At 65.9% G+C, this 23,145-nt stretch carries 23 protein-coding genes; 11 read left to right on the top strand and 12 right to left on the bottom strand.

From position 1 onward, the window contains the following. Positions 1-177 precede the first annotated feature (177 nt). The 3 genes from ON44_RS08755 to ON44_RS08745 are packed head-to-tail and all read right to left on the bottom strand — an operon-like array spanning position 178 to position 1,158. Entirely contained in the window at positions 178-450 is a 273-nt protein-coding gene (locus ON44_RS08755) for a hypothetical protein (protein ID WP_040687786.1), read from the bottom strand. A 10-nt stretch (positions 451-460) separates the two neighbouring features. Continuing rightward, a complete protein-coding gene (locus ON44_RS08750; protein WP_040687784.1) occupies positions 461-790 on the bottom strand; it encodes a hypothetical protein in 330 nt (109 codons plus the stop codon). Next, complete coding sequence (locus ON44_RS08745; protein WP_040687781.1) at positions 790-1,158, bottom strand: hypothetical protein; 369 nt, start codon at positions 1,156-1,158, stop codon at positions 790-792. Before ON44_RS08745 ends, ON44_RS08750 begins: the two co-directional genes overlap by 1 nt. A 230-nt stretch (positions 1,159-1,388) precedes the next feature. Between ON44_RS08745 and ON44_RS08740 the strand changes: the two genes are divergently transcribed. Both ON44_RS08740 and ON44_RS08735 read left to right on the top strand, forming a co-directional pair. Continuing rightward, positions 1,389-2,294, top strand: a complete 906-nt coding sequence (locus tag ON44_RS08740; RefSeq protein ID WP_157187086.1) for a helix-turn-helix domain-containing protein — start codon at positions 1,389-1,391, stop codon at positions 2,292-2,294. Further along, positions 2,284-2,496 (top strand): DUF397 domain-containing protein, encoded by a 213-nt coding sequence (locus tag ON44_RS08735; protein WP_040687814.1) that lies wholly within the window; start codon positions 2,284-2,286, stop codon positions 2,494-2,496. Before ON44_RS08740 ends, ON44_RS08735 begins: the two co-directional genes overlap by 11 nt. Before the next feature lie 219 nt (positions 2,497-2,715). On the opposite strand, the gene ON44_RS08730 is transcribed toward ON44_RS08735, so the two are convergent. The 3 genes from ON44_RS08730 to ON44_RS08725 form a co-directional block, all read right to left on the bottom strand. After that, positions 2,716-3,903, bottom strand: coding sequence for an alpha/beta hydrolase (locus tag ON44_RS08730; protein ID WP_245567068.1), 1,188 nt, complete (start codon positions 3,901-3,903; stop codon positions 2,716-2,718). Between the two features lie 158 nt (positions 3,904-4,061). Beyond that, positions 4,062-4,229: a hypothetical protein gene (locus ON44_RS50050; protein ID WP_157187085.1), complete on the bottom strand. Its 168-nt coding sequence runs from the start codon at positions 4,227-4,229 to the stop codon at positions 4,062-4,064. A 75-nt stretch (positions 4,230-4,304) separates the two neighbouring features. Beyond that, the gene (locus ON44_RS08725; RefSeq protein ID WP_040687776.1) at positions 4,305-7,733 is read right to left on the bottom strand and encodes a serine/threonine-protein kinase; all 3,429 of its coding nucleotides are present in this window, start codon (positions 7,731-7,733) and stop codon (positions 4,305-4,307) included. Positions 7,734-7,978: 245 nt separating this feature from the next. On the opposite strand from ON44_RS08725, the gene ON44_RS08720 reads away from it, so the two are divergent. Next, positions 7,979-9,352, top strand: a complete 1,374-nt coding sequence (locus ON44_RS08720; RefSeq protein ID WP_040687775.1) for a type I glutamate--ammonia ligase — start codon at positions 7,979-7,981, stop codon at positions 9,350-9,352. Between the two features lies 1 nt (position 9,353). After that, positions 9,354-10,409: an amidohydrolase family protein gene (locus ON44_RS08715; protein ID WP_040687773.1), complete on the top strand. Its 1,056-nt coding sequence runs from the start codon at positions 9,354-9,356 to the stop codon at positions 10,407-10,409. Here ON44_RS08715 and ON44_RS08710 read toward each other — a convergent pair. Beyond that, positions 10,406-11,146 (bottom strand): DsbA family protein, encoded by a 741-nt coding sequence (locus ON44_RS08710; protein ID WP_063721532.1) that lies wholly within the window; start codon positions 11,144-11,146, stop codon positions 10,406-10,408. The genes ON44_RS08715 and ON44_RS08710 overlap by 4 nt on opposite strands. A gap of 204 nt (positions 11,147-11,350) precedes the next feature. Between ON44_RS08710 and ON44_RS08705 the strand changes: the two genes are divergently transcribed. After that, positions 11,351-12,574 (top strand): RtcB family protein, encoded by a 1,224-nt coding sequence (locus ON44_RS08705; protein ID WP_040687769.1) that lies wholly within the window; start codon positions 11,351-11,353, stop codon positions 12,572-12,574. Between the two features lie 260 nt (positions 12,575-12,834). Here the strand turns inward: ON44_RS08705 and ON44_RS08700 are convergent, their stop codons facing one another. Further along, on the bottom strand, positions 12,835-13,317 hold the full coding sequence (locus ON44_RS08700; RefSeq protein WP_040687767.1) for a hypothetical protein: 483 nt from the start codon (positions 13,315-13,317) through the stop codon (positions 12,835-12,837). Between the two features lie 318 nt (positions 13,318-13,635). Here ON44_RS08700 and ON44_RS08690 point away from each other — a divergent pair, with 318 nt between their 5' ends. After that, on the top strand, positions 13,636-15,768 hold the full coding sequence (locus ON44_RS08690) for a RecQ family ATP-dependent DNA helicase (protein WP_174415020.1): 2,133 nt from the start codon (positions 13,636-13,638) through the stop codon (positions 15,766-15,768). 112 nt (positions 15,769-15,880) lie between these two features. After that, entirely contained in the window at positions 15,881-16,039 is a 159-nt protein-coding gene (locus tag ON44_RS50045; RefSeq protein ID WP_157187084.1) for a hypothetical protein, read from the top strand. A 28-nt stretch (positions 16,040-16,067) separates the two neighbouring features. On the opposite strand, the gene ON44_RS08685 is transcribed toward ON44_RS50045, so the two are convergent. From ON44_RS08685 to ON44_RS08670, 4 genes are all read right to left on the bottom strand, one after another. Beyond that, entirely contained in the window at positions 16,068-16,277 is a 210-nt protein-coding gene (locus ON44_RS08685; RefSeq protein ID WP_157187083.1) for a hypothetical protein, read from the bottom strand. Positions 16,278-16,340: 63 nt separating this feature from the next. Further along, positions 16,341-16,922, bottom strand: coding sequence for a hydrolase (locus ON44_RS08680; protein ID WP_040687761.1), 582 nt, complete (start codon positions 16,920-16,922; stop codon positions 16,341-16,343). 43 nt (positions 16,923-16,965) lie between these two features. After that, positions 16,966-18,369, bottom strand: coding sequence for an MFS transporter (locus ON44_RS08675; protein ID WP_040687759.1), 1,404 nt, complete (start codon positions 18,367-18,369; stop codon positions 16,966-16,968). Continuing rightward, on the bottom strand, positions 18,366-18,806 hold the full coding sequence (locus tag ON44_RS08670) for a MarR family winged helix-turn-helix transcriptional regulator (RefSeq protein ID WP_040687754.1): 441 nt from the start codon (positions 18,804-18,806) through the stop codon (positions 18,366-18,368). Before ON44_RS08670 ends, ON44_RS08675 begins: the two co-directional genes overlap by 4 nt. A gap of 112 nt (positions 18,807-18,918) precedes the next feature. Between ON44_RS08670 and ligD the strand changes: the two genes are divergently transcribed. From ligD to ON44_RS08650, 4 genes are all read left to right on the top strand, one after another. Beyond that, positions 18,919-19,875: a non-homologous end-joining DNA ligase gene (ligD, locus tag ON44_RS08665; protein WP_040687752.1), complete on the top strand. Its 957-nt coding sequence runs from the start codon at positions 18,919-18,921 to the stop codon at positions 19,873-19,875. Positions 19,876-19,987: 112 nt separating this feature from the next. Next, positions 19,988-20,944 (top strand): D-isomer specific 2-hydroxyacid dehydrogenase family protein, encoded by a 957-nt coding sequence (locus tag ON44_RS08660; RefSeq protein WP_040687749.1) that lies wholly within the window; start codon positions 19,988-19,990, stop codon positions 20,942-20,944. A 162-nt stretch (positions 20,945-21,106) separates the two neighbouring features. Then, on the top strand, positions 21,107-22,093 hold the full coding sequence (locus ON44_RS08655; RefSeq protein WP_040687746.1) for an alpha/beta hydrolase: 987 nt from the start codon (positions 21,107-21,109) through the stop codon (positions 22,091-22,093). 1 nt (position 22,094) lies between these two features. Continuing rightward, positions 22,095-23,075 (top strand): SDR family NAD(P)-dependent oxidoreductase, encoded by a 981-nt coding sequence (locus ON44_RS08650; protein ID WP_051181758.1) that lies wholly within the window; start codon positions 22,095-22,097, stop codon positions 23,073-23,075. Positions 23,076-23,145: the final 70 nt, after the last annotated feature.

Below are 23,145 nucleotides of genomic sequence, written 5' to 3'. Positions count from 1 at the left end.
CAGAAAGCTCCTGCCCGTATCGCTGCTCGAGCGGTGGGTTCCGTCGAACGTAGTCGAATGGTGGTCGCCCACGCCGAATTCGACCGCCATGTCACGCTCGGCGAGCTGCCGGAGGCGGATAGCGCAGCAAGAAATCTGGACGCGGCACTACCTCCGACCTATGCCCGTGCGGGCCATTCATGTGATCGATGCCGGTCGGTCAGATCGTGCGCCGCTGCTCCCGGGGCCGAGGGATTCAACCCAATATTCGTGCCGTACCGCGTCCCACAAGCGCGCCAGTTCCGGGAACCGCTCGCGGACCTGCACCAGATCCGGCGCGGCGACGACGCTCGGCATCGAGATCAGCGTCTCCGATTCGGATATGTTGCGCACCAACATCATTCGAATGCAGCAGTTGTCGATCCGCCAGATCGCCTGCCAGCCGTCCACCTCGGTGCGATGCTCGCTCATCCCGGACCGACTACCCGTGGCCACCGCCGTCCGTGCCCGGCAGCGTTAGTTCGGTAAGTTTGTCCAGCACTTCACGCAGGGTTCGCGACGTCGGCCCACCGTCCACGTGCACCTGGCTGTCGAGCGGTGGAAACTCGAGCCCGCGAGCGGCAGCACGCTCACGCGGCGTCAACGACTGTGGCGCAAGGCGACCCGCATCAACCAGCGTGTAATACGCCGCCGCTTTCCACACGCACCGTCCGATCCCACAAGCGCGATGTTGGCGCATCTGCTCGTGCGCCAACTCGATATCGACATACCCACAAACACTCGGCGGTGCCAGGATCGTGTCCTCCCCCATCACGCCGCTCCCGTCTCAACGGTCGGGTGTGTGACCCTGGCCCATGTGGTTGCGGGACAGACGGTTTCGAGATCGAAGTCCTCGCACACCCGCGCCGGTTGATCGTTGACCTGAGCCAGGTCGTAGACGACGATCGCGGCCACACCGAGCCCGGACGCGATACCGAGGGCATATCCGATCGGATCGGAGGTGTCCTGCGGCGGCCTTATCGTGTACACGTACTGATATCCCAGTAGCCGCGCGTGTTGCATCACCGCGCTCGCGTGCCGGGGTGCAGCGAGTCCGGACACGTCACCGCGCACGAATCCGACCGCCTTGAGCGTGTCGAATCGCCCGGTATCTGGTTCTGCCACTTGATTGTTCATCATCGCTCCGCCCCTTCGGTCGATGGATTACGGTGGGTGGCGGCCGAGCAGGTCTCGTGCCTCATCAGTTCTCATCTCGAACGCCGTGCACAGCACAGCATCAGCAACTGCTCGCGGCCAGCAGAAGCGAGAACTCGATTGCGATTGCTTCAAAGCGCCAGAACGGGACTCGGTTCCGCTGTAGAAACAGACTCGGTTTCCGACCCGACGTGACTCGATTCCAGGAGACCCTCGTGACCAGTATCGAAGACGACAGCCCGTCATCAACCCTGCCACGCCGCCAACTTGGGCGGTTCCTCCGCGAGCGCCGCGAAGGAACCGGGTTCACCATCGCTGAAGCCGCCAAATTAGTTGACCTGTCGAGGGCCGTGCTCCAGCGAATCGAGACCGGACAAATTCAGAAGGTCCGTGAACGGGATGTACAAGCGCTATGCGAGATGTACGAGGTTGCGGAAGACGAGACTGCGATAGCGGTCGATCTCGCAGTGCGGGGTCGAGCCAAGACATGGCACCACGTCTACGGTGGCTTGTACGGTATTGCCTTCACCATGTACGTCGGACTCGAAGCAGCTGCCCATCGGCTGAGCACCTACCATGAGCAACACCTACCGGGTCTGCTCCAAACAGCCGAATACGCGCGAGCAATAATTCGCGCGTTTCCGGAGTTCACCAGCTCCGAAGTTGATCGGCGCGTCGAGCATCGAATGAAGCGGCAAGCCATTGTCACCCGCAAGACGAATCCTGTGCAGATGGAGGTACTGCTGCATGTATCAGCGCTCTACCGTGTCATCGGCGGCCCGTGCGTCATGGCTGCGCAGCTGAGGCACCTTGCCGAGATGTCGAAACGACCGAACATCACGATACGGATAGTTCCGTACAGTGCAGGTTTGACATGGGGAATGCCTTTTGGCCCGTTCATCATCCTGGATTTCGACCGAACCACTAAGGGAGACCCTGTTGAGCCTCCCATAGTGTTCGTAGAGGGCGGAGCTGCGCAGGACGTCTACCTCGAGAAGCCCGATGAAGTTCGGCTTTATCATGAGCTTCATACAGCCATCCAGGGGGTATCTCTGGGTGAGATCGAGAGCAGAAACCTGTTGCGGCAGATAGCGAAGGAGCACGAACGTGGTGAACGCTGACCTGTCCAAGGCAAAGTGGTTCAAGAGCAGTCGCAGCGAGAGCGGTGCAAAATGCGTCGAGGTGGCCTGGCTCGACGAAGGCAGAGTCGGCGTCCGCGACTCGAAAAACCCAACCGGCCCAGCCCTGATATTCACCCCCGGCGAGTGGGATGCCTTCGCAGCAGGCGTACAAGACGGTGAGTTCACCCGTCCCACCACATAACAGCTCCCGACCACAGCCAACGGCCTCAGTCCCACGTAACGGACTGAGGCCGTTCCCGTTTCAATCCAACGTATCCAGATCGACCACTGAGCAGTGGCGAGAGACGCTTCGAAGAAGCGGTACGTCGACCCGCCGCTGCCACTCCGGCGGTCATCCCAGTCCGCGACATAGGAATGCTTCGGCTACTACGAGCCCGACCACATGAGGCGCGTACCGGCCCTACTTGTGGTCCGTAGCCGAGAACGACGTGTCGATATCGAGCGCATGGGCGATGAGCGGCCAGGACCGGACCAATTCGTCGGCCCAATACGGCCACGAATGCGTGCCGGTGGGCCGCAGGTTCACCGTCGCGGGAATCCGCAGTTGTGCCAGCCGATCGGAGAGCTTGGCGAGGCATGCGTACGCGCCTGCTTCCAGGGAGCCACCAACGGTGATGGCGTCGGTGAGGTCGTCCACCTCGCCGGAGATATCGTGTTCACCCGGAATCCCGCTGCCGCTGGACAGGTAGATTGCGGTGCCGCGCAGAGCTTCCGCGTGTGTCATGACGTCGTGGGCGAGCCAGTCGGGATCGTCGACGGTCCCGAACATGTTGTCCGGGTCGCCACCGTAGGTTTTCACGATCGCGCGGGCCTGGGCTTGACCGGCCCCTGGGGCGACGCTGTAACAGCCGCTGTGGGCCGCCACCGCCCGGTAGGCGCCCGGGTTGCGCATCGTCAGCATCATCGCGGCCTCGCCGCCCATCGACACGCCTTGGATTGCCTTGTGCCCGTTGCCCTCGAATTGGGCGTCGATCAGTGGGGGCAGTTCGCGGGTGAGAAAGGTTTCCCATTTGTTGGTGCCCAGGACGGGGTCTCGGCGTTGCCAGTCGGTGTAGAGGTTGGCGGGACCTCCGGTGGTCAGCACGACGTTGACGTTCTTGTCGGCGAAGAACGTCACAGCGTGCCCGTACTCGGTCCAGCTGCTGGCGTTCTCGGGAGCGCCGCGCCCGTCGAGCATGTACAGGGTGGGTCGTGGCCGGCTGCGGTCGGCCGGGAGCAGAATCTGCACCTGTACGACCCGGTTCATCGACGGCGATTGCACGGACACCCTCAGCCAACGGTCGGTGATCGGCTCGATCCCGGTAATGACCGGCTGGGCAGGAAAACCGGTGCCGCTCTCGGCGGGAGCGTGATATCCGCCCGGCGGGCCGAGGTCCGGGCCCGACGTAGGCGCCTCGGCAACAGCCGTGCCGACGGCCAGCAGCACTACCGCCACTACCGAGGCAACCTCGCCGGCAACCCGCAACGTCGCGGCCCACCACGCTGGACGCTCGAGTCCGATATCGGAGCTTTCGGGTAATTCATCCCCTTTGGTCCGTACGCCGACGCGGACCGACCGTGCTGCGAGTTCTCCGAGATAGCAAGACACACCGCTAAGTAAAGATCACAAAGCTACTTTTCTCACTGCTGGGCGGATTGATTCTGTTTTAGTTGTCGCGGGTGTTCGGATGATGCTGGCAGCGCCGTGTGCCCGAGCCCGTCACCGATCGCCGCCCCACCACGGCCCGCGATCTCCACACCACGGGCTTACCCGATGGCCGATACCTGTTGCGCCACAACGACAATGTCCTCCGCGACGACCCCGCCGACCCCCAACTCCTCCAATCCCACTTGCAGAGCTGCCTCGACAACACCATCCGCCAATTCCGCGAGGACAACGACCCCAACTACACCTACGCCCGTGGCAAACGTCACTGGCTTTTTCTATGCCGCTCTTGCGGCGAGTGATGTCACCACAAGCCCCTCTCGCCTTGTTTGATAAACCGGCGCTCAGGAGTGGATCTCTTTCAGGATCTGTCGCAGGAAAGGCCGAGGTGGCTGGCCGGGTGCGTCCGGGGCAGCGAGCAGGGTTTCCACGATCGGCGCGATCGCGGGGGCACTGTCCACGGCCAGTCGGACGAGACCGAGTTCGGCGCATCGAGTAAGTGCCGGAGTCAGGCAGGCGATCGCCTGATCGGCGTGTCCGGCGACGGAAAGGCATCCACCGTATAGCAATTGAGCCTGCAAAAGAGCGCGGGGGCGAGGCTGGGTACGGATTTCGGCGAGGATCTGTTCGGCGGCGGCAGCGGCGCGCTCGGCGGCGGCCGGTGACTGTTGGGCGAGTAGCAGACGAATGGCCGACTCGTGGGTGAGTTCGGCGGTGACCGCGAGTGGGTGGTTCGGTTGCCGCTGATAGGTAGGCAGGTGTTCGAGCGTCTGCCGGTCTTCGTCGGTGATCGGCAGACCCAGTCGTACCCGCTCGTGCACGATGCGGGCGGTCAGCCGTGGCAGGGCGATGTGCTCCGCGACCGTTTGCCCCTCGTCCAACCGTCGTCGTGCGGTATCGAGGTCGCCACGCATTGCGGCCAGCCTGGCACCGGTCCCGTAGGCGGCGACCAGGAATTCCATGGCACCGGTCGCGACGCCGGGACCGAGCGCCAGCAGCTCGGCCGCTTCCGCGTATTCCCCTTTCTGATAAAGCAATTCGCCGAGCAGGCCGCTGGCCATCCGGGTCGCGTGGGACTGGCTGCCGGTACTCCGGGCAAGGGTGAACGCGGAGCGGAAGAGCTCCTCGGCCCCGGCGATGTCGAGTTGTTCAGCGGCGGCCTGGCCGGCGATGCAGGCGCCATATACCACGCCGGCCGGGCCGTTGACGCGGGTCCGGTAGGGCTCGGCCCATGCGTGCCAGCGGCGGGCGTCAGCAAAGTCGAAACGATAGAAAGCGGCCGCTTCCGCGGTGGTGGCCGCGACGCTGGCGAAGAACGGTCGTACCGGCTGCTGCAGCCATGCCACGGCGGCATCCGGGAAATCCTTGAACCGGTCCGTCACAAGGTATTCCGCGGCGCACGTCACATCAGCCTGGATGCGCAGATCCGCGGTCCCGGGATCGTCCGGTGCGGCGGTTGTCAGTGCCGCGTCCACACGTTCCAGCGCGGTCCGGGTGGCGGCGGGGCGCTGAAGCGAGATGTTGGCCCAGGCCACCGACAGCTGCAGTTGCGCATCGGCAACCGTGATCGCGGCGGGCAGCTTCTTCACCAGGCCTAGGAAGGTGGCCATGCGGGAATCTTCGATGAGCGTGTCGGCGTGTTCTTGCACCAGTTGTTTCGCGTGCTCGGCGGCGCCGGCCGCGAGTGCGTGATCCACGGCTTCGGTGAGCATATCGTGCTCGGCGAACCAGGTCGACGCGATCAGATGGAGCTGTTCGAGCAAGCCGGGGTGCTGCCGGATCAGTCTGCGGCGCAAGAAGTCCGCGAAGAGCGCGTGATAGCGGAACCACCGCAGCTCGTCATCGACACTGCGCAGGAACAGGTCTCGGCGCCGGACCTCCTCGAGCTGTTCCTGCCCGGACCGCACTCCGGTCAGCGCCTCCGCGAGATCTCCGCAGATGGTGTCGGTGACGGCGGTCCGAATGACGAAGTCGAGCATCGTCGGTTCGAGCTCGCCGACGACGTTTTCCATCAGGTATTCGCCGATGGCGTAGTGCTGCCCCGTGATCTGGTCCAGGTAGCCGCCGGGATCCTCCTTGCCGCGCAGCGACAGTGAGGCGAGCTGCAGCGCCGCCACCCAGCCCTCCGTCGACTCGCGCAGCCGGTCGACGTCGGCGTCGGAAAGGTGCAATCTCTTCGCACCGACCAGGAAATCCGTCGTTTCCCCGGAATCGAAGCGCAGTGCGGTCTCGTCGATTTCCACCAGTTCGTCCTGAACACCCATGCGCCCCAACGGAAGACCGGTGCGAGTGCGGCTGGTGACGATAAATCGCAGGCAGTGGCCCGCGTTGTCGAGCAGGAACTCCATCGCCGCGAGGGTCGCCGGACTGGTCACCTGGTGCCAATCGTCGATCACGACGGCAACGGGCTCCGCACTGTCGTCGATCTCGTTGATCAGGGCCGTCATCACCTGCTGCGCCACGGCGGCGGAATGCTCCTCGAGAATCTGCGCCAGTTCGATCGCCAGCGTGGGACGAACCTGGCGAATCGACTCCACCAAGTGGCTCAGGAACCACACGACATTGTTGTCGTCCTCTGCGATCGCCAACCAGGCAGCCCGGACGCCGTCCACGTCGAGCGCGTGCGCCCACTGTGCGGCCAGGCTGCTCTTGCCGAAACCCGCCGGGCCGTGAATGAGGACCAGCCGCCTGGATTGTCCCTCCCGTAAGGTCTCCAGCAACCGCGGGCGATTCACCAGCCGGCGCAGCGTCGTCGGTGGACGGAACCGGGTCTTCGGGGCTGATTGCGGCGGCAACGCGATTGCGGCAGCCGACATTGTCGACGAGATCGGCCGACCGCCCGCGACCGACACCGTTTCGACGGATCCGTCATGCTCCGGGGCGGCCATCGTATCCACCGGCAGCCCGCAGGAGAACTGCGCGGTGCGCAACCGTTCACCGAAGTCCTGGGCACTGGCCGGGCGGAGAGCGGGGTCGGCGGCCATCGCGGCTTCCAAGATGGCGCACACCATTGCTGGTACCCCGGCGGATCGCAGGTCGGGGACAGGTTCGGAAGTGATGCGCACGAACTGCGCCACCATCGACTCGCCCGCCTGGCGCTCGAACGCGGCGTGGCCGGTGAGAGCTGCGAACAGCGTCGCGCCCAGCCCATACATATCGGAGAGAACCGTCGGAGGTTCGCCGCGTATTACCTCCGGAGCCGTGTAGGCCGGGGTCCCCGCGACGAGCCCGGCCGCTGTCTCGAACGCGCCGCCGACGCGCGCGATACCGAAGTCCGCCAGCTGCGGTTCACCGTAGTCGCTGATCAGCACGTTAGCGGGATTGACGTCGCGATGGATGACACCGCAGGCGTGCGCGGTCGCCAGCGCGCCCGCCAGCTTCACGCCCACGGCCAATACCTCCTGCCACGGCAGCGGTCCGTCCGCGCGAATCCGCGCGTCGAGTGAGCCTCTGGGGTGGAAGGGCATCACGATGAACGGCCGGCCGGTCGGGGTGACGTCGGTCGTCAGCACCTGGACGATGTTCGGGTGGGTCGAGAACTTCCCCAGCGCTCGTTGTTCGCGCAGGAAGCGGATCCGGTCCTCGTCGTCGACCGTGGATCCGAGAACCTTGACCGCCACGTCCCGATCGAGTGCGGACTCGGTGCATCGGTACACGATGCCGAATGCGCCGCGGCCGATCTCTTGGGCGTCGGCGAACCCGGCCGCAGCCAGTTCCGCTGCGATGCCGAAAGTCAGGTCGCGTTGCGTCCCCTCGGCCTTACCGTCGGACACCGACCGCTCACCCGATCACAGGCGCAGACTTCCCGGAAATTCGCGCGTTTGCGGCGGCCTGGCACTCCGACCGCACCGCGAGCGACTCATGTACTTACCTCTCGAGGCGAAAACCAGCTGGTCCCGATAGGTCGATCATAAGCCGCGACGACGGGAGCAGCGGGCGAGCTGCCGAACTGGCCGCGCCGCGACGAGGTAGGCCGAGTCCGTCCCGAAGCGGACGAGGGCGGATTATCTTGGGACTCATGCCCACCATGCCGGATCGGATACCGGCCGAGGGTGCCCACGATGCGTTGATCGGGCACCTCGAGGCCCATATGGTTGCCCTGACTTTTGTGGACAATGCCGGGATAACCAGGGTGAAGGCGGTGCCGAAGGGGCGGTTGGCACATGCCGCCAGGTTCGGGATCGGAGTGTCGCCCTGTTTCGAGACGTTCACCTTCGACGATCTGATGTCCGTCGGGCGGTACCTCGGCGGACCCGATGGTGACCTGAGGCTGATTCCCGATCTGTCGCGGTTGACCGAACTCGCCTGTCAGCCGGGGTGGGCCTGGGCGCCCGCCGATAAGTTCACCCAGGATGGCACCCGCTTCGTCGCCTGTCAGCGCGCCTTCGCGACGCGGCAGGCGCAGGCGGCACAGAATGCCGGTCTGCGGCTGTCGATGGCATTCGAGACGGAGTGGTCGGTCGGGCGCGGGGATGTCGAAAACGATTTCGTCCCAGCGGTATTCGGACCCGCCTACAGCTTGATCCGGTTGAGCCAGGTGGGCGAGTACGCCAGTGATCTCGTCGCGGCGTTGGAGCGTCAGGAGGTCGCTGTCGATCAGTTCCATCCGGAGTACGCGCTGTCGCAACTGGAATTGTCGGTCGCACCCAACGATCCGGTCGCCGCCGCGGATGACACGATCCTGGTGCGGCACACCATCCGGCAGGTGAGCGCGCAATACGGTTGGCGTGCGCTGCTCGCGCCGGGTATCGAGCCAAACGGCGCGGGTTCCGGTGCGCACCTGCATTTTTCGCTGCACGATGACGAAGGACCGCTCTTGGCGCAGGGCGAGGGACCCCACGGCATGCGCCGGGCGGGCGAGGCGTTCCTGGCCGGTGTGCTGCGGGAACTGCCCGCATTGGTCGCGATCGGCGCGGGCAATCCGGCGAGTTTCCTCCGGCTGCAACCCTCGCGGTGGGCCGGGGTCTGGCAGTGCTGGGGCCGGGAGACGCGGGAGGCGGCGCTGCGCTTCATCACCGGCGTGCAGGGCACCGAAGACTGGGCAGCCAATGCCGAGGTCAAATGTTTCGACGCGACCGGTAATCCGTATCTGATCGTCGGCACGGTCATTGCCGCCGGACTCGCCGGTATCGCCGAAGAACTGCGTTTGCCCGCCGAAATCAACGGCGATCCAATGGGATTCGATGCCGAACAACTGATGCTGTCGGGTGTGCGGCGGTTGCCGACCAGTTCGATGGAGGCCGCCGACGCACTCGCCGACTCCAAGGTGCTCGCCGAGGCACTCGGCGTCGAACTGCACGATGCGCTGCTCACCGTGCGCCGCGCCGAGGCCGAACGCTATCGGGATATCAGCCCGGCCAAGGTGATCGAGATGACCCGCTGGCGGTTCTAGCGTGCTCACCGATGGTGTGGCGCTCACCGATCACCATTGTCACGGCGTCGTCGCCGCGGATCTGGACCGACCCGGTTTCGAGCGGCTGCTCGGTGAAGGGCAACACGGCACCTTCGATTCGGCGATCGGTCTTGCGGTAAGGCGTTGGTGCGCACCGGTTCTCGACCTGGAGCCACATGCCGATCCGGAAAGGTATCTGGCGCGCAGGGCCGAACTCGGCTGGCGTGAAACGACCACCCGGCTGCTGCGCGCCTCCGGCACCACGCGATGGTTTCTCGATACCGGATTCGGCGGTGGCCGAGCGGAATTCGCTGCGGTCGCCCCTGGCGAGGTGCGCGAGATCATCAGGCTCGAACAGATAGCCGAACAGGTAATCGCCGAAGTCAGCATCGCGACAATGCCTTTCGAGGATATCGAAACCACATTGCGCGGTCGGGCCCGAAATGCGGTCGGCCTCAAGACAATCGTGGCATACCGCTATGGTCTGAACTTTCCCGTCACCGATACCCTGCCATCGACGATCATCCACGAACTGCGCCTCACCGATCCGGCGACGCTCGGCTGGCTGGTCGGGCTCGGTGCCCGCATCGGAGCGGAATTCGGCCTGCCGCTGCAGTTCCACACCGGATTCGGCGATACGGATCTGCGGCTCCAGCACACCGATCCGCTGCTGCTCACCGACTTCCTGCATGCCACCGCGGGCTCCGGATTATCGGTCATGCTGCTGCACTGCTGGCCCTTCCACCGCAATGCCGCCTACCTCGCGCACGCCTTCGATCACGTGCACCTGGACCTCGGCCTGACAATCCCCTACGTGGGACAACGAGCCGCGGCGGTACTCGGCGAGGCGCTCGAACTCGCGCCGTTCCGGTCGATGCTCTACTCCTCCGACGGCTACGGACTCCCCGAGTTGCACTACCTCGGCGCACTGCTGTGGCGGCGCGGTCTCGGCCGCCTGCTGGACGAATGGATCGCCGACGACGCCATCACCCTCGCTGATGCCGAAGGGCTCGTCATCGCGATCGCCCGTGGAAATGCCGTGCGCACCTACCCCTAGCGTGCGGCGGCGATGGCAGCGTCGAGCCCGTTGGACAGCTGGCTGGAGTCGAGTTTCTTACCGTTGACGAAGACGGTCGGGGTGGCGTCGACGTCGCCGTTGAGGACCTGCTTGGTCTTGTCACGAAGATAGGTGTCGTATTTGCGGTCGGTAATGCATTGGGCGACGGACGGGTCGGTGTAGCCCGCGTTCTTGGCGATCTCGATGAGTTTGCTGTCCGGCAGCCCATTGCCGCCCTCGGCGGGCTGCTGTTCGAACATCGCGGCGAACCAGCCTTGATACTTCGAATGGTCTTGTCCGGCAACGCAATACGACGCGTTTGCGGCGCGCGAGGAGTACTGGGTGCTGGAGGCGCGGTCCAAGAACGAGATGACGTCGTATTCGATGATTGCCGTGCCGTTCTTGGCCGCGTCTTCGAGCGTCTTGGCGTTGCGCTTCTCGAATGATTTGCATGCGGGGCATTGCAGGTCCGCGACCACACGAACGACGACCTTCGCATTCGAATCGCCGACACGGACCGTGCCGGCGGCGGTGAGGCCCGGCGGAGTCGTACCGGAGTCGACGTTCGCCGCCATCGCGACACCCGAAATGACGTTCGTACGACTCTTCAGCGCCACGACGCCGCCGACCACGCCAACGACCAGCAGCGCGGCGACCACCAGCAGAACGACAACAGCGGGTTTGGTGGACCGGGACGCCGTTGGCGGACCCGACCATCCACCCTGAGGGGTGCTCACCGTAGCTTCACCAGGCTTTCGCTCGCCGAACAGTTCCGCCCCGCACGATAGCGGTCGCGGAAGGCCGCGTGCGCGTCCGGTAGCGCGCCGACGACGCCCGACTGCCGATTCCTCCGAGCCGAGGTCGCGAATATTTCAGTGCGCATCGACCTGCGGGGAAACTAGCGTTGAGGGGAACAGACCGAACAAGAAAGGACGCATCCCATGTTTCCCGTCGAGCTGCGCGGCACCAGGGCGCAGACGCTCATGTGGGCCAACGAGCACGAAATCGAGCAGTCCGCGCTGCGGCAGCTGCGGAATATCGCGCAACTGCCATGGGTCCACGGCGTCCGCGTCATGCCCGACGTGCACCTCGGCAAGGGTGCGACCGTCGGCTCTGTGATCGCCATGCGCGATGCCGTCGCACCCGCGGCCGTCGGCGTGGATATCGGCTGCGGCATGGAGAGCGTGCGGACCGACCTCACCGCCGCCGACCTGCCGGATAATCTGCATTCGCTGCGCTCGCGCATCGAGGCGGCGGTTCCGGTGGGGTTCCAGTCGCACAAGGATGCGGTCGATGTCGCGAAGCTGGGAGCGCAGTTCGCCGCCTCACATGGCGAGTTGGCCAGGCACGTCGGTGGCTGGGCGCGTTTCTGGTCCGAATTCGGCTCGCTGAATCCTGGCGTGCAGGCACTGGAATCCAAGGCGCACAAGCAGATCGGCTCGCTCGGCTCCGGCAACCACTTCATCGAGGTCTGCCTCGACGAGCACGATTCGGTGTGGATTCTGCTGCACTCCGGTAGCCGCAATATCGGCAAGGAACTCGCCGAGCGGCATATGACCGTCGCGCGCGCATTGCCGCACAACCAGGACCTGCCTGATCGCGATCTGGCCGTCTTCCTTTCCGGCACACCGGAAATGGAAGCCTACCGGCGCGATCTGACCTGGGCTCAGGAATACGCCGCACGCAACCGCGCGGTCATGCTGTCGCTCGTGTGCGGTGCCGTGCGCGCGGAATTCGCCGGGCGCGAGGTGCTTTTCGACGACCCGATCAGCTGTCATCACAATTATGTGGCGGAGGAGGAGATCGACGGTGTGCCGATGCTGGTCACCCGTAAGGGTGCGGTGCGGGCGGGCGCAGGCGATCTGGCGTTGATTCCGGGTTCGATGGGCACACGCTCATATGTGGTGCGCGGCAAGGGAAATCCGGCCTCGTTCCAGTCGGCATCACACGGTGCGGGTCGGCGGATGAGCCGGAACGCGGCGAAGAAGCAGTTCACCGTCGCGGATCTGATCGCGCAGACCGAGGGCGTGGAATCGCGCAAGGATGCGGGCGTGGTCGACGAGATCCCAGCCGCATACAAGGACATCGACGAGGTCATCGCCGCGCAGCGCGATCTGGTCGATATCGTCGCGACGTTGCGTCAGGTGCTGTGCGTGAAGGGGTGAGACGTGGCTGAATTGCGGTGCGCACAAACGCAATTCAGCCCGAACGAGCTCCGCGATACTGCAGCGTCGCCCACAATGCGAGCGCCGATCAGAAGCACGCCGAGAACCTCCGCCCGGCCGCATCGCACGCCACGCCCGGCGAACCCGCCTGCACTTACCCCCTCACGCACCCACCACCAGACCGGCTCGCAGTAGCAAGGAGATCGACTCGCGCAGGGGCGAATTGCGTTGCACACCAGTGCAATTCGGACCAGACCCTGTCAGCGCCGCCGCATCGTGCCCGCGACGCCCGCGCCGATCAGGAGCACGCCGAGGATGAATGCGTAGCCGCTCGTCACCCAGGTGATCAGCGCTAACCGCATTTCGTCGGACAACATCGGCAGGTCGTCGTGAATGATCCGCCAGGTGTCGTCCGGGAACAGGAAGTACACGAATCCCGGCACCGCACCCCAGACCAGCCCGGCCAGCACCGTGCCCGCCGGTGAGTACGCTGCCAGCGCGGCCACCAAGAGCAGTAGCAGCGCCCCACCGACGATCTGGAAGGTCGACCCGGCCCGATTTGCCGCGGATCCGAGAATGACCCACTGCCGGGTATCCAGCGCCGCATGCGCGGCTAGTCCGATCCCGACCGGGGTCACCACCAGACCGGTCAGTATGCCGAAAACGGTCCGCCCGAATCCACCGGTAGTGCGGAATTGGGCACCGGGTGGCGACCAACCCGGCGGCGGCTCGTAGTTGGTCATGGCTGCCTCCTGCGCGGTCCCACGGTGCGGAGCAATCGTCTCACTCTATTGTCCGTTGCCCAGCGATATTTCGCCTTTTCAGCCGCAGTGGTCGCGGGTGTCACCGGTGAGCTATATCTCGCTGGCCCGGCACTCGCCTGCGGGTATTACGTGCGTTCCGGCTCGACGTCGGGAATCCGTGTGGGTGCGCCGCCCTGGCAGGGCCGGAGGTGTCTGTGTCCACCGGTAACGATCGGAACCTTCGATCCGCAGAGCCTTTCGTCGAACGGATGCCGCGCGGCACAGTCGTCGATACCGATGTCGGTGGCATCAGGCACGATGGAGCGCATGACCACCGCGGCCGATACGTCAGCGATCGACCTCACCGCTCCCGACCTGCGCGAGCGGGCCGAGGAGTTGCTGCGCGATCTGGCGGGTGCGCGGGCGCAACTGCGCGAGGATCAGTGGACCGCGATCGAGGCGCTCATCGTGCAGCGACGGCGGGCGCTGGTGGTGCAGCGCACCGGTTGGGGTAAGTCGGCGGTGTATTTCATCGCGGCCAAGCTGCTGCGGCGGGCGGGGCGCGGGCCGACGGTGATCGTGTCGCCGCTGCTGGCGCTGATGCGCAACCAGGTCGCGGCGGCCGAACGGGCGGGCGTCGTCGCGGCGACCATCAACTCCGGCAATGTCACCGAATGGGATGAGATCCACGATCGGGTGGCCGCGGGCGAGGTGGATGTGCTGCTGGTCAGCCCGGAGCGGCTGAACAATCCGGACTTCCGCGACCAGGTATTGCCCAAGCTGGCCGCCGACGCCGGACTGGTCGTGATCGATGAGGCGCACTGCGTCTCGGACTGGGGGCACGACTTCCGGCCCGACTACCGCCGCATCCGCACCCTGATCGCCGATCTCGGCTCCGATGTGCCGGTGCTCGCGACCACCGCGACCGCCAACGATCGGGTGGTCACCGATGTCGCCACCCAGATCGGTAACGCCACGCTGGTGCTGCGGGGAACCCTGGATCGCGAATCGCTGCACATGTCGGTGGTGCGTTTCGACGACGCCGTCGAGCGCACCGCATGGCTCAGCGGACACCTCGACAAGCTGACCGGCTCCGGCATCGTCTACACCCTCACCGTCGCCGCCGCGCACGACCTCGCCGATGTGCTGAATTCGCACGGACACAATGTCGCCGCCTACACCGGGCAGACAGATACCGCTGAACGCGAGGCGCTGGAGGCGGCGCTGCTGAACAACGAGGTGAAGGCGCTGATCGCCACCTCGGCGCTCGGTATGGGCTTCGACAAACCCGATCTCGGTTTCGTGGTGCACGTCGGCGCACCGTCCTCCCCCATCGCCTACTACCAGCAGGTGGGTCGTGCCGGTCGTGGCACCGATCGCGCCGAGGTGGTGCTGCTGCCCGGTCCGGAGGACGCCCGGATCTGGAGTTACTTTGCCTCCGTCGCCTTTCCGCGCGAACACATCGTGCGCTCGGTACTCGACGCACTGGATTTCGACCGGGCCATGTCCACCGTCGCGCTCGAGCCCATGGTCGAGCTGAACCGCTCGCGACTGGAAATGGTGCTCAAGGTGCTCGATGTGGACGGCGCGGTGCGGCGGGTCCGCGGCGGCTGGATCGCCACCGGACAGCCGTGGGTCTATGACACCGAACGCTATGAACGTCTCGCCGCGGCCCGCGAGGTCGAACAGCAGGCGATGATCGACTATCAGCGCACCACCGGCTGCCGGATGCAATTCCTGCGCCGCCAGCTCGACGATCCAGGCTTGCCCGCACTCGAGGCCGACGCGCCCGGCTGTGGCCGCTGCGACAACTGCACCGGCACCCGCCTCGATACCACCATCGACTCCTCGGCCATCGCCGCGACCCGCGCCCGGCTGGACCGTCCCGGCCTCGATCTCACCCCGCGTAAGCAGTGGCCGACCGGGATGGCAAAACTCGGTATTCCGTTGTCCGGCAAGATCTCCAACGGTGCGGAGACCGGCCGTGCACTCGGTCGGCTCACCGATCTCAGCTGGGGTCAGCGCCTGCGCGCCCTGCTGGATGCGCCCGACGATCCGGTGCCGGATGCGGTGTTCGACGCCTGCATCGCGGTGCTTCGCGAGTGGAATTGGACGACGCGCCCGACCGCGGTAATGGCCCTCGAATCGCACCGCTATCCGGTGCTCACCGCCACCCTCGCCGCCCGCTTGGCCGAGGTCGGCCGTTTGCGTGACCTCGGCACCTTGCAACTGCGGCCGGACCGGCCGCCGGTGTCCGCCGCGAACTCGGCGCACCGGGTGGCCGGACTGTTCGACTCCTGGCTGATCCCGGATCTGAGTTCGGTGGACGGTCCGATCCTGCTCGTCGACGCACTCTCCGATACCGGCTGGACCCTGACCGTGGCCGCTCATGCGCTGCGCAACGCGGGGGCACCAGCAGTGCTGCCGTTCGCACTCGCCAGCCAGACCTAGTCGGATTCGCTCGCGTCCGCGAACCCGCCGTTTGCCGATCGGCAACTAACAAACCGGCAAATATTTGGCTAACTAGCGTCTCGGACCGGCAACTATCGGTCACGATATGCCTATGTACTCGAACCTTCCCGCAAAACGGCTGCTGGAGGAGGTCAAAGCGCGGTACGGCTCGGCCGAGGCATTCTTCGAATCCTTGGACAAACTGCGCATCGACCCGATCGCCGATACCACCGAGCTACCGCCCATGCCGGAGCTGCGCGGGCGCGACTGAGCCTGCGCGGATGGTCACCGGACGCGCCCTACTGGCGCGCGTCCGGTAGTCGAAGCGTCGGCGGGTCCGGCTCGATCCGCCTGGTGTCGCTCAGTCGATCGTCCGGCGGTATCGGCCTGCGCGGCTCGCGGACGCCCGCGGCTCCGCCACCGGCCTCACCAGGACCCTGACCACCGCCTGCGGGCACCGCGCCCCGGCCGAACAGTCGACGAATCGCTCGCATCAGCTTGGTCATCATCTCGCCAGTGTGCGCCCGTTCGCTCCGGATGGCATCGGTGTTCACAACCGGCGAAGCCGCGGGTCAGCGGGTCGCGGCGAGCAGTTCGACGATTTCGGCGGTGCTGCCGGTCTCACCGAGACGCGGGAAGATCTTGCTGATGCTGTGCTGGTGGGCCTCGGCATCGGAGTCGGTCATCGCGTCGACGGCCAAGGTGACGTGGTAGCCGTGTTCGTGGGCGGCACGGGCGGTGGATTCGACGCCGATGCTGGTGGCGATTCCGGCGAGCACGATCTGGGTGATGCCGCGCCGGCGCAGTTGCAGATCGAGGTCGGTGCCGTAGAACGCGCCCCAGTTGCGCTTGGTGACGTGGATATCCTCCGGATGGCCGGTGAGCTCGTCCACGATTCGGTCCCAACCCTCGGGCGGGTTTCCGCCCGGATACGGAAATTCATTGCGCCCCTGCACCTGATCGGCACCATCGGGCGCGAACGAGACGCGGACAAGGACGACCGGGAGGCCGTGCTCCCGAAACGCGTGGACCAGTGCGGCGGAATTCTCGATGACCGCGGCGGCCGAATGTGGTTGGCGCGGTGCGGCGACAATGCCTTGCTGGAGGTCGATGACGACCAGGGCGGTGCGCTCGTCGAGTGTGGTGACCGGCATGAATTACCCTTTCTTGACTGAATCATCCTGGGACATAACAAGATCAGGCGGAGTCGCGTCCGACCCGCCCGAGCGAGCGATCGGTGACCGTGACGATGACCAGCAGCAGCGAGACGACGAGCAGCAACAGTGCCAGCTCGTGCACTCCCGCACTGTCCGCGACGTGCGGAAATACCGCGGCATCGGCCGCCGCCGCGATCAGCGCACCGAGATACGTTCCGGTGCGCAATAATCCGGCCGACGACGCCATCCGCGCCGGATCGGCCTGGTGATACAGGGCGTTCTGATTGGCGAGCCCGTTGAGTCCCTGCGGCAGACCACTCAGCACACCGACCACCACGAGCAGCCAGATCCCGGTGTGCGGACCGAGCAGCAGCAGGCACGCACACGCCGTGACCTGTAGCAGAGCACCGGCGACGAGCTTGCCGCGCACCTGGCGACGCCGCCCGGTGATCGCGGTAATCGCGATGGCACTCAACGACATCGGTAGCAGCACCAGTCCGGCCACGGACGCACTCAGCGACCGTCCCTCCTCCAGCCATTGCGTAAAGCCGTACAGGAAGGCATAAGCCGTGACGAACGCGAGCACTTGGCGGCCATAGGTGGCCAGCAACGGCGCATTGCCGCCGAGCACTCGCAGATCGATGAACGGCTGGGCGGCACGCAACTCCCGCAGCACGAATCCGGTACCCACCGCACCGGCGAGCGGAAGCAGATACCAGTGCGCGACAGCCGGTTTCATCAAAAACAGCATCGAGACGACCAGCGTTCCCGCGAACAACACCATGCCGGTGATATCCACGCCACCGCCCTGTCGTGCCCGCACGCTCGCGGGCAGTTCGGCCGATTTGGGCAAACTCATCCGCCCGAGCGCCAGACAAGCCAACGATAACGGCACATTGATGGTGAAGATCAGATGCCAGCCGCCGATACCGATCAGCACCCCACCCAGCGTCGGCCCGACCACCGCCATCACCTGATTGGCGATCGACAACATCGCGAGCACCCCGGCCGGGCTCTGCGATCCGGTGCGCTCGGATTCGCTGCGCAACAAGAACATCGAGGCCGGATACGCCGCCGAGGTGCCGAAGCCGAGCAGCACCCTGGACAGGATCAGCACACCGAGCCCCGGTGCGACGGCACCGAGTAGGCCCGCGATACCGACCGAAGCGGTACCGAGCAGATAGAGCGTGCGCGGCCCGTACCGGTCGACGAGCCGCCCGGCCACCGGCTGCCCGACCGCGGTGGCCAGATACAGCGCCGACACCAGCCAGATGGTTTCCGATGGCGGCTCGCCGAACGCCTTGCCGATCGGCACCAGCGCCACCGCCAGCATCGAGGAGTTGATCGGATTCAGAATCGAGCCGAAGATCATCGGCGCGATCAGCCTGCGATCGAATCCCCTTGTACCAGTGGATGATCCGGAGCGCTCTTCGACGGCCGTCATGATTGCGCCACATCGTCCAGCAATGCGAGCGCTTCGAGGATGGTGCGCCGCTGCGCCTCGGTATACCGCTCGTGCAGCGTGCGCGCCAACCACTCCTGACGCACCTGCCGGTCACCCCTCAGTCGCTCACGGCCGGCGGCGGTCAACGACAGCAATTGCCTGCGGCCGTCCGTGGGATCCGGACGACGCGCCACGAATCCGTAGCGATCCAGCGCCGCGACGGTCATCGCCATCGACTGCGGACGCACCCGCTCGGCCGCCGCCAGATCACTGGTGGATGCCGCGCCGTCCCGATCCAAGCGACTCAGTACCGCCGCCTGCGAGGGGGTGAGGTCGTCATCGGCGGCCAGTTCACGCAGGCGGCGCCGCAGCCTGCCGACGACAACCCGCACCTCACTGGCGGCTCGGACGGCCGATTCGGAGATCTTCTCGTCCATGCCATCGACTCTAATTTATTCAGTCTCAACTGTACAGTTTTACCTACGCAGTTTTAGCTGTATATAACTCGGGACCCCGGCGGGGGACCCACCGAACCGATATCGTCGGACCGTGGCCAGTAAGTCCGCGTCTCCCGCCGTCGAACTCGATGTCGGCGACCGCACCGTCCGCGTCTCCAATCCGGACCGGATCTACTTCCCGGAATCCGGTGCGACCAAGCTCGACCTGGTGCAGTACTACCTGAGCGTCGGCGACGGCATCGTCCGCGCGCTGCGGGATAGGCCGTGCATGCTGCATCGGTTCCCCAAGGGGCTCGCGGGCGACAAGGTGCATCAGAAGCGGCTGCCCGCCGGCGCGCCGGACTGGATTCCCACCGTGCGCGTCTTCTTTCCGCGCTACGGCCGACATGCGGACGAACTCTGCGTGGACAAGCTGGCAGATGTCATCTGGGCGGTGCAGATGTCCACGGTCGAATTCCATCCGTGGAACTCGCGCCGCGATGACACCGAACGACCCGACGAATGGCGCATCGACCTGGACCCGATGCCGGATTGCCCGTGGTCGCGGGTGCAGCGAGTCGCGGGCGTCGCGCAGGAAGTACTCGACGAGCTGGGCGCGGTCGGCTGGCCGAAAACCTCCGGGGGCAAGGGCATGCACATCTATGTGCGCATCGCGCCGGAGTGGGGTTTCACCGAGGTGCGCCGCGCGGCACTGGCCTTCGCGCACGAGGTCGAGCGCCGCGCGCCCGACGATGTGACCACCACCTGGTGGCGCAAGGACCGCGATCCGAAACTGCTGTTCGTCGACTACAACCAGAACGCCCGCGACCACACCATCGCCGCCGCCTATTCGGTGCGCGGTGTCCCGGAGGCGACGGTCTCCACACCCATCCGCTGGGACGAGATACCCGACGCCGACCCGCGCGACTTCACCATGAAGACGGTCCCCGCCCGCTTCACCGAATTCGGCGATCTGCACGAGGGCATCGACGAGGCGGTATTCCGCATCGACCAACTGCTGGAGTGGGCCGAGCGCGACAATCTGGACGTCGAACTCGACGAGGACTGACCGCCCGAACTGGAACGGCCCGGACCGGACAGAAGACACCGGTGCTACGGTTCGCTGCGGAGTCAGCCGCAGGCGCTGTGCCAGTGGTTTTGCCCGCGACAGGAGGTCGTCCATGAGCCCCGCCGAGGTTCCGGTGCCGGTCGCGATCGGCCCGTCGACGCCCGCGCCGACGCTGCTGCGCAAGGCCGTCGTCGAAGGCGGCGCGACCGTCGCGGATCTGCCGCAGGCGCGGGCCTTGATCTGGGCGGGTGGGCCGGGCGAATTCCCGGACGAGTTGCCGCCGTCCGTCGAATGGGTGCAGCTGCCCGCGGCCGGTGTCGAGGACTGGTTCACCGCGGGCATTCTCGCTCGGCACCCGGATATTCGATTCACCTCCGCCGCAGGCGCTTTCGCCGCGAGCGTGGCCGAGCACGCGCTGATGCTGCTGCTCGCCGGAGTGCGTTATCTGCCGGAGCACATGCGCGCGGGCAGTTGGCGACAGCACGATTTCTTCCCGCACGTCGGCACACTGCACGGCAGAACGGTCACCATCGTCGGCGCGGGCGGGATCGGGCGCGCCCTGATTCCCATGCTCGTCCCGCTCGGCGCGCACATCATCGCCGTCAATCGCTCCGGCCGCCCGGTGACCGGACCCGGCATTCCGGATACCGTCGAGACCCTTCCGGCCGAACATCTCGCCCGCATCTGGCCGCGCACCGATCACGTGGTGATCGCCGCACCCGCGACGCCCGAGACGAAACACCTGGTCGGAGCCGAGGAACTGGCCCGGTTGAAGCCGTCTTCCTGGGTGATCAATGTGGCGCGCGGCAGCCTCATCGATACCGACGCGCTGGTGGCCGCATTGGCCTCCGGCGCGATCGGCGGCGCCGGTCTCGATGTCACCGATCCCGAACCGCTGCCGGACGGCCACCCACTCTGGGTGCTACCGAATGCCATTGTCACACCGCATGATTCGAATCCACCGCAGCTGCGGCTCGCGGCTTTCGCAGACCATGTCGGGGCGAATGTGCAGCGCTTCACCACCGGGCGTGACCTGCTCGCTCCGATCGATACCGAACGGGGTTACTGACCACACCCAGGATCGGGGCCAGGCCGTTGTCGGCTACGGGCACTGGCGTCTTGAATCCACCCCAATGAGCGGCGGCCTTGGCTCACGATAACCGCGCGCCGCAAACAGCCTGTTTTAAATGTGCCATTGACAACTGGCACATTCATGCCTGACTCTTAGCTCATGACAAGGTCAACGAGGACCTCGGTCCCCGGCGTTCCGACGGTGCCGTCGGCACGGTCCAGACTCGCTGCCGCGGCATGCGAGGTCGGGCTGCGGCCGCTGAACAATGCGGTACCCATGAACGCACCGGGAGTGTGGTTCGCACGCAAACTGATCGCGACGATCATGGCCACGGCGGGTCCGACGCCGCGTGGCATATACGTCGTCCAGGTCAGGTCCGGCGCTGTCCGCGGCGAATGGGTCCGCGCACCCGGCGTGGATTTCGGACAGCGCGCCATCTACTACATCCACGGCAGCGGCTACGTCCTCTGCTCGGCCCGCACCCACCGCGGCTTGGCCGCACAATTGTCCAGGAAAACCGGACTTCCGGTCTTTCTCACCGACTACCGGCTCGCGCCGGAGCATCGGTTTCCGGCCGCCGCCGATGATGTCGAGGCCGGATACCGCTGGCTGCTCGACCGCGGTTTCGCCGCAGCAGACCTGGTGATCGCCTGCGACTCCGCGGGTGGGCATCTGACACTGGATCTGCTGATCGAGAACGACCGCCACGCCCGGCCGCAACCCGCCGCCGTCGCGATGTTCTCCCCGCTGATCGATCTCACCCTCGGCTTGGCCGCCGAACAGGAACGGCGGCAACGCGATCCGGTCATCTCGGCGCGCGCGGCCGGCCGACTCCCCCACGCCTACACCCGCGACCTGCCCGCCGACGCACCACGCCTGCGGCTGAGAATTCCACCGGGCATGGCCATGCCGCCGCTGCTGATCCAGGCCGGCGGCGCCGAAATGCTCGGCGCCGACGCCCGACACCTGCACGCGATGGTGCGCGACGCGGGCGGCGACTGCGCACTCGAGATCTGGCCGGGGCAGGTGCACGTCTTCCAGGCATTGCCGCTGCTGGTTCCGGAAGCGGACAAGGCATTGGATCGGGCCGCCGAATTCCTCCGTACCGCACTGATTTCCCAGACCGTCACGAAGAAGGTGAGCTGAGATGTTCGGACTGGAAAGACTCATTCCGATCGGCATCCGACCACGGCGCAGCCACGGCGCCCGCGCGGTGGTGACCGGTGCGGGCAGCGGTATCGGCCGGGCCTTCGCACTCGAAATCGCCGAACGCGGTGGACAGGTGATCTGCGCCGATATCGATGAATCCCGGGCCGATGAGACCGTCGCCCTCATCGAGCGCAATCATCCCGGTGCCGCGCATGCGTTCCGCTGCGATGTTTCGCGGCGCGAGGAGGTGGAAGTGCTTGCGCGCTTCGCCGAATCGCTGTTCGAACGCCCGGTCACGCTGGTGGTCAACAATGCCGGTGTCGGCATCGGCGGAAAGCCGGTCGGCGAAATCGGTTTCGACGACTGGGAGTGGGCGCTCGGCATCAACCTGTGGGGTGTGGTGCACGGATGCGAGATCTTCGCACCGCAGCTGCGCGCCGCCTGCGGTGGCGGGAGCGACGGGCCCGGAGGCGGTAGCCTGCGTAACCACGCAGGGCCCCGCGCACGCCCCCATCAACACAGGGGCGGCATCATCAATGTCGCCTCCGCGGCCGCCTTCGCCGCCGCACCATCGATGGCGGTCTACAACGCGTCCAAGGCCGCGGTGCTTTCGCTTTCGGAGACCATGGCCGCCGAAATGAGCGGCACCGGAGTCGCGGTCACCGTGCTGTGCCCGACCTTCGTCAAGACGAATGTGGCTCGCGACGGCCGCATTACACCGCAATCGGCCCGATTGGCCGACACCCTCATGCGCCTGACCGGCTTCTCCCCCGACAGCGTCGCGCGCACCACCCTCGACGCCCACGACCGCGGCCAACTGTATGTGCTGCCGCAACTGGACGCGCACCTCATCTGGCGGCTCAAGCGCTACTTCCCCGCCCAGTACACCTACGCCCTCGGGCTCCTGGATCGGCTACTGCCACAGGAGAACTCGACCACCACCGACCGATCCTCGGTCTCCGACAAGACAGGAGTCTGATCATGGCCAACGCCGGCCCTCTCGGGCGCCCCGCAAGCGATCGCCACGCTGGCCCTTTCGAGCGACCCGC

The organism is Nocardia vinacea NBRC 16497 (genome assembly GCF_000308835.1).
Classification (GTDB): Bacteria; Actinomycetota; Actinomycetes; order Mycobacteriales; family Mycobacteriaceae; genus Nocardia; species Nocardia vinacea.
Note: the sequence above shows the minus strand (reverse complement) of the source record. Positions and strands in the feature narration are given on the sequence as shown.

Coding starts and splice junctions, on each gene's coding strand:
- ON44_RS08755 (WP_040687786.1), bottom strand. CDS start 450: ATGAGCGAGCATCGCACCGAGGTGGACGGCTGGCAGGCGATCTGGCGG.
- ON44_RS08750 (WP_040687784.1), bottom strand. CDS start 790: ATGGGGGAGGACACGATCCTGGCACCGCCGAGTGTTTGTGGGTATGTC.
- ON44_RS08745 (WP_040687781.1), bottom strand. CDS start 1,158: ATGATGAACAATCAAGTGGCAGAACCAGATACCGGGCGATTCGACACG.
- ON44_RS08720 (WP_040687775.1), top strand. CDS start 7,979: ATGCCCACCATGCCGGATCGGATACCGGCCGAGGGTGCCCACGATGCG.
- ON44_RS08705 (WP_040687769.1), top strand. CDS start 11,351: ATGTTTCCCGTCGAGCTGCGCGGCACCAGGGCGCAGACGCTCATGTGG.
- ON44_RS08700 (WP_040687767.1), bottom strand. CDS start 13,317: ATGACCAACTACGAGCCGCCGCCGGGTTGGTCGCCACCCGGTGCCCAA.
- ON44_RS08690 (WP_174415020.1), top strand. CDS start 13,636: ATGGAGCGCATGACCACCGCGGCCGATACGTCAGCGATCGACCTCACC.
- ON44_RS50045 (WP_157187084.1), top strand. CDS start 15,881: ATGTACTCGAACCTTCCCGCAAAACGGCTGCTGGAGGAGGTCAAAGCG.
- ON44_RS08685 (WP_157187083.1), bottom strand. CDS start 16,277: ATGATGACCAAGCTGATGCGAGCGATTCGTCGACTGTTCGGCCGGGGC.
- ON44_RS08680 (WP_040687761.1), bottom strand. CDS start 16,922: ATGCCGGTCACCACACTCGACGAGCGCACCGCCCTGGTCGTCATCGAC.
- ON44_RS08675 (WP_040687759.1), bottom strand. CDS start 18,369: ATGACGGCCGTCGAAGAGCGCTCCGGATCATCCACTGGTACAAGGGGA.
- ON44_RS08670 (WP_040687754.1), bottom strand. CDS start 18,806: ATGGACGAGAAGATCTCCGAATCGGCCGTCCGAGCCGCCAGTGAGGTG.
- ON44_RS08660 (WP_040687749.1), top strand. CDS start 19,988: ATGAGCCCCGCCGAGGTTCCGGTGCCGGTCGCGATCGGCCCGTCGACG.
- ON44_RS08655 (WP_040687746.1), top strand. CDS start 21,107: ATGACAAGGTCAACGAGGACCTCGGTCCCCGGCGTTCCGACGGTGCCG.
- ON44_RS08650 (WP_051181758.1), top strand. CDS start 22,095: ATGTTCGGACTGGAAAGACTCATTCCGATCGGCATCCGACCACGGCGC.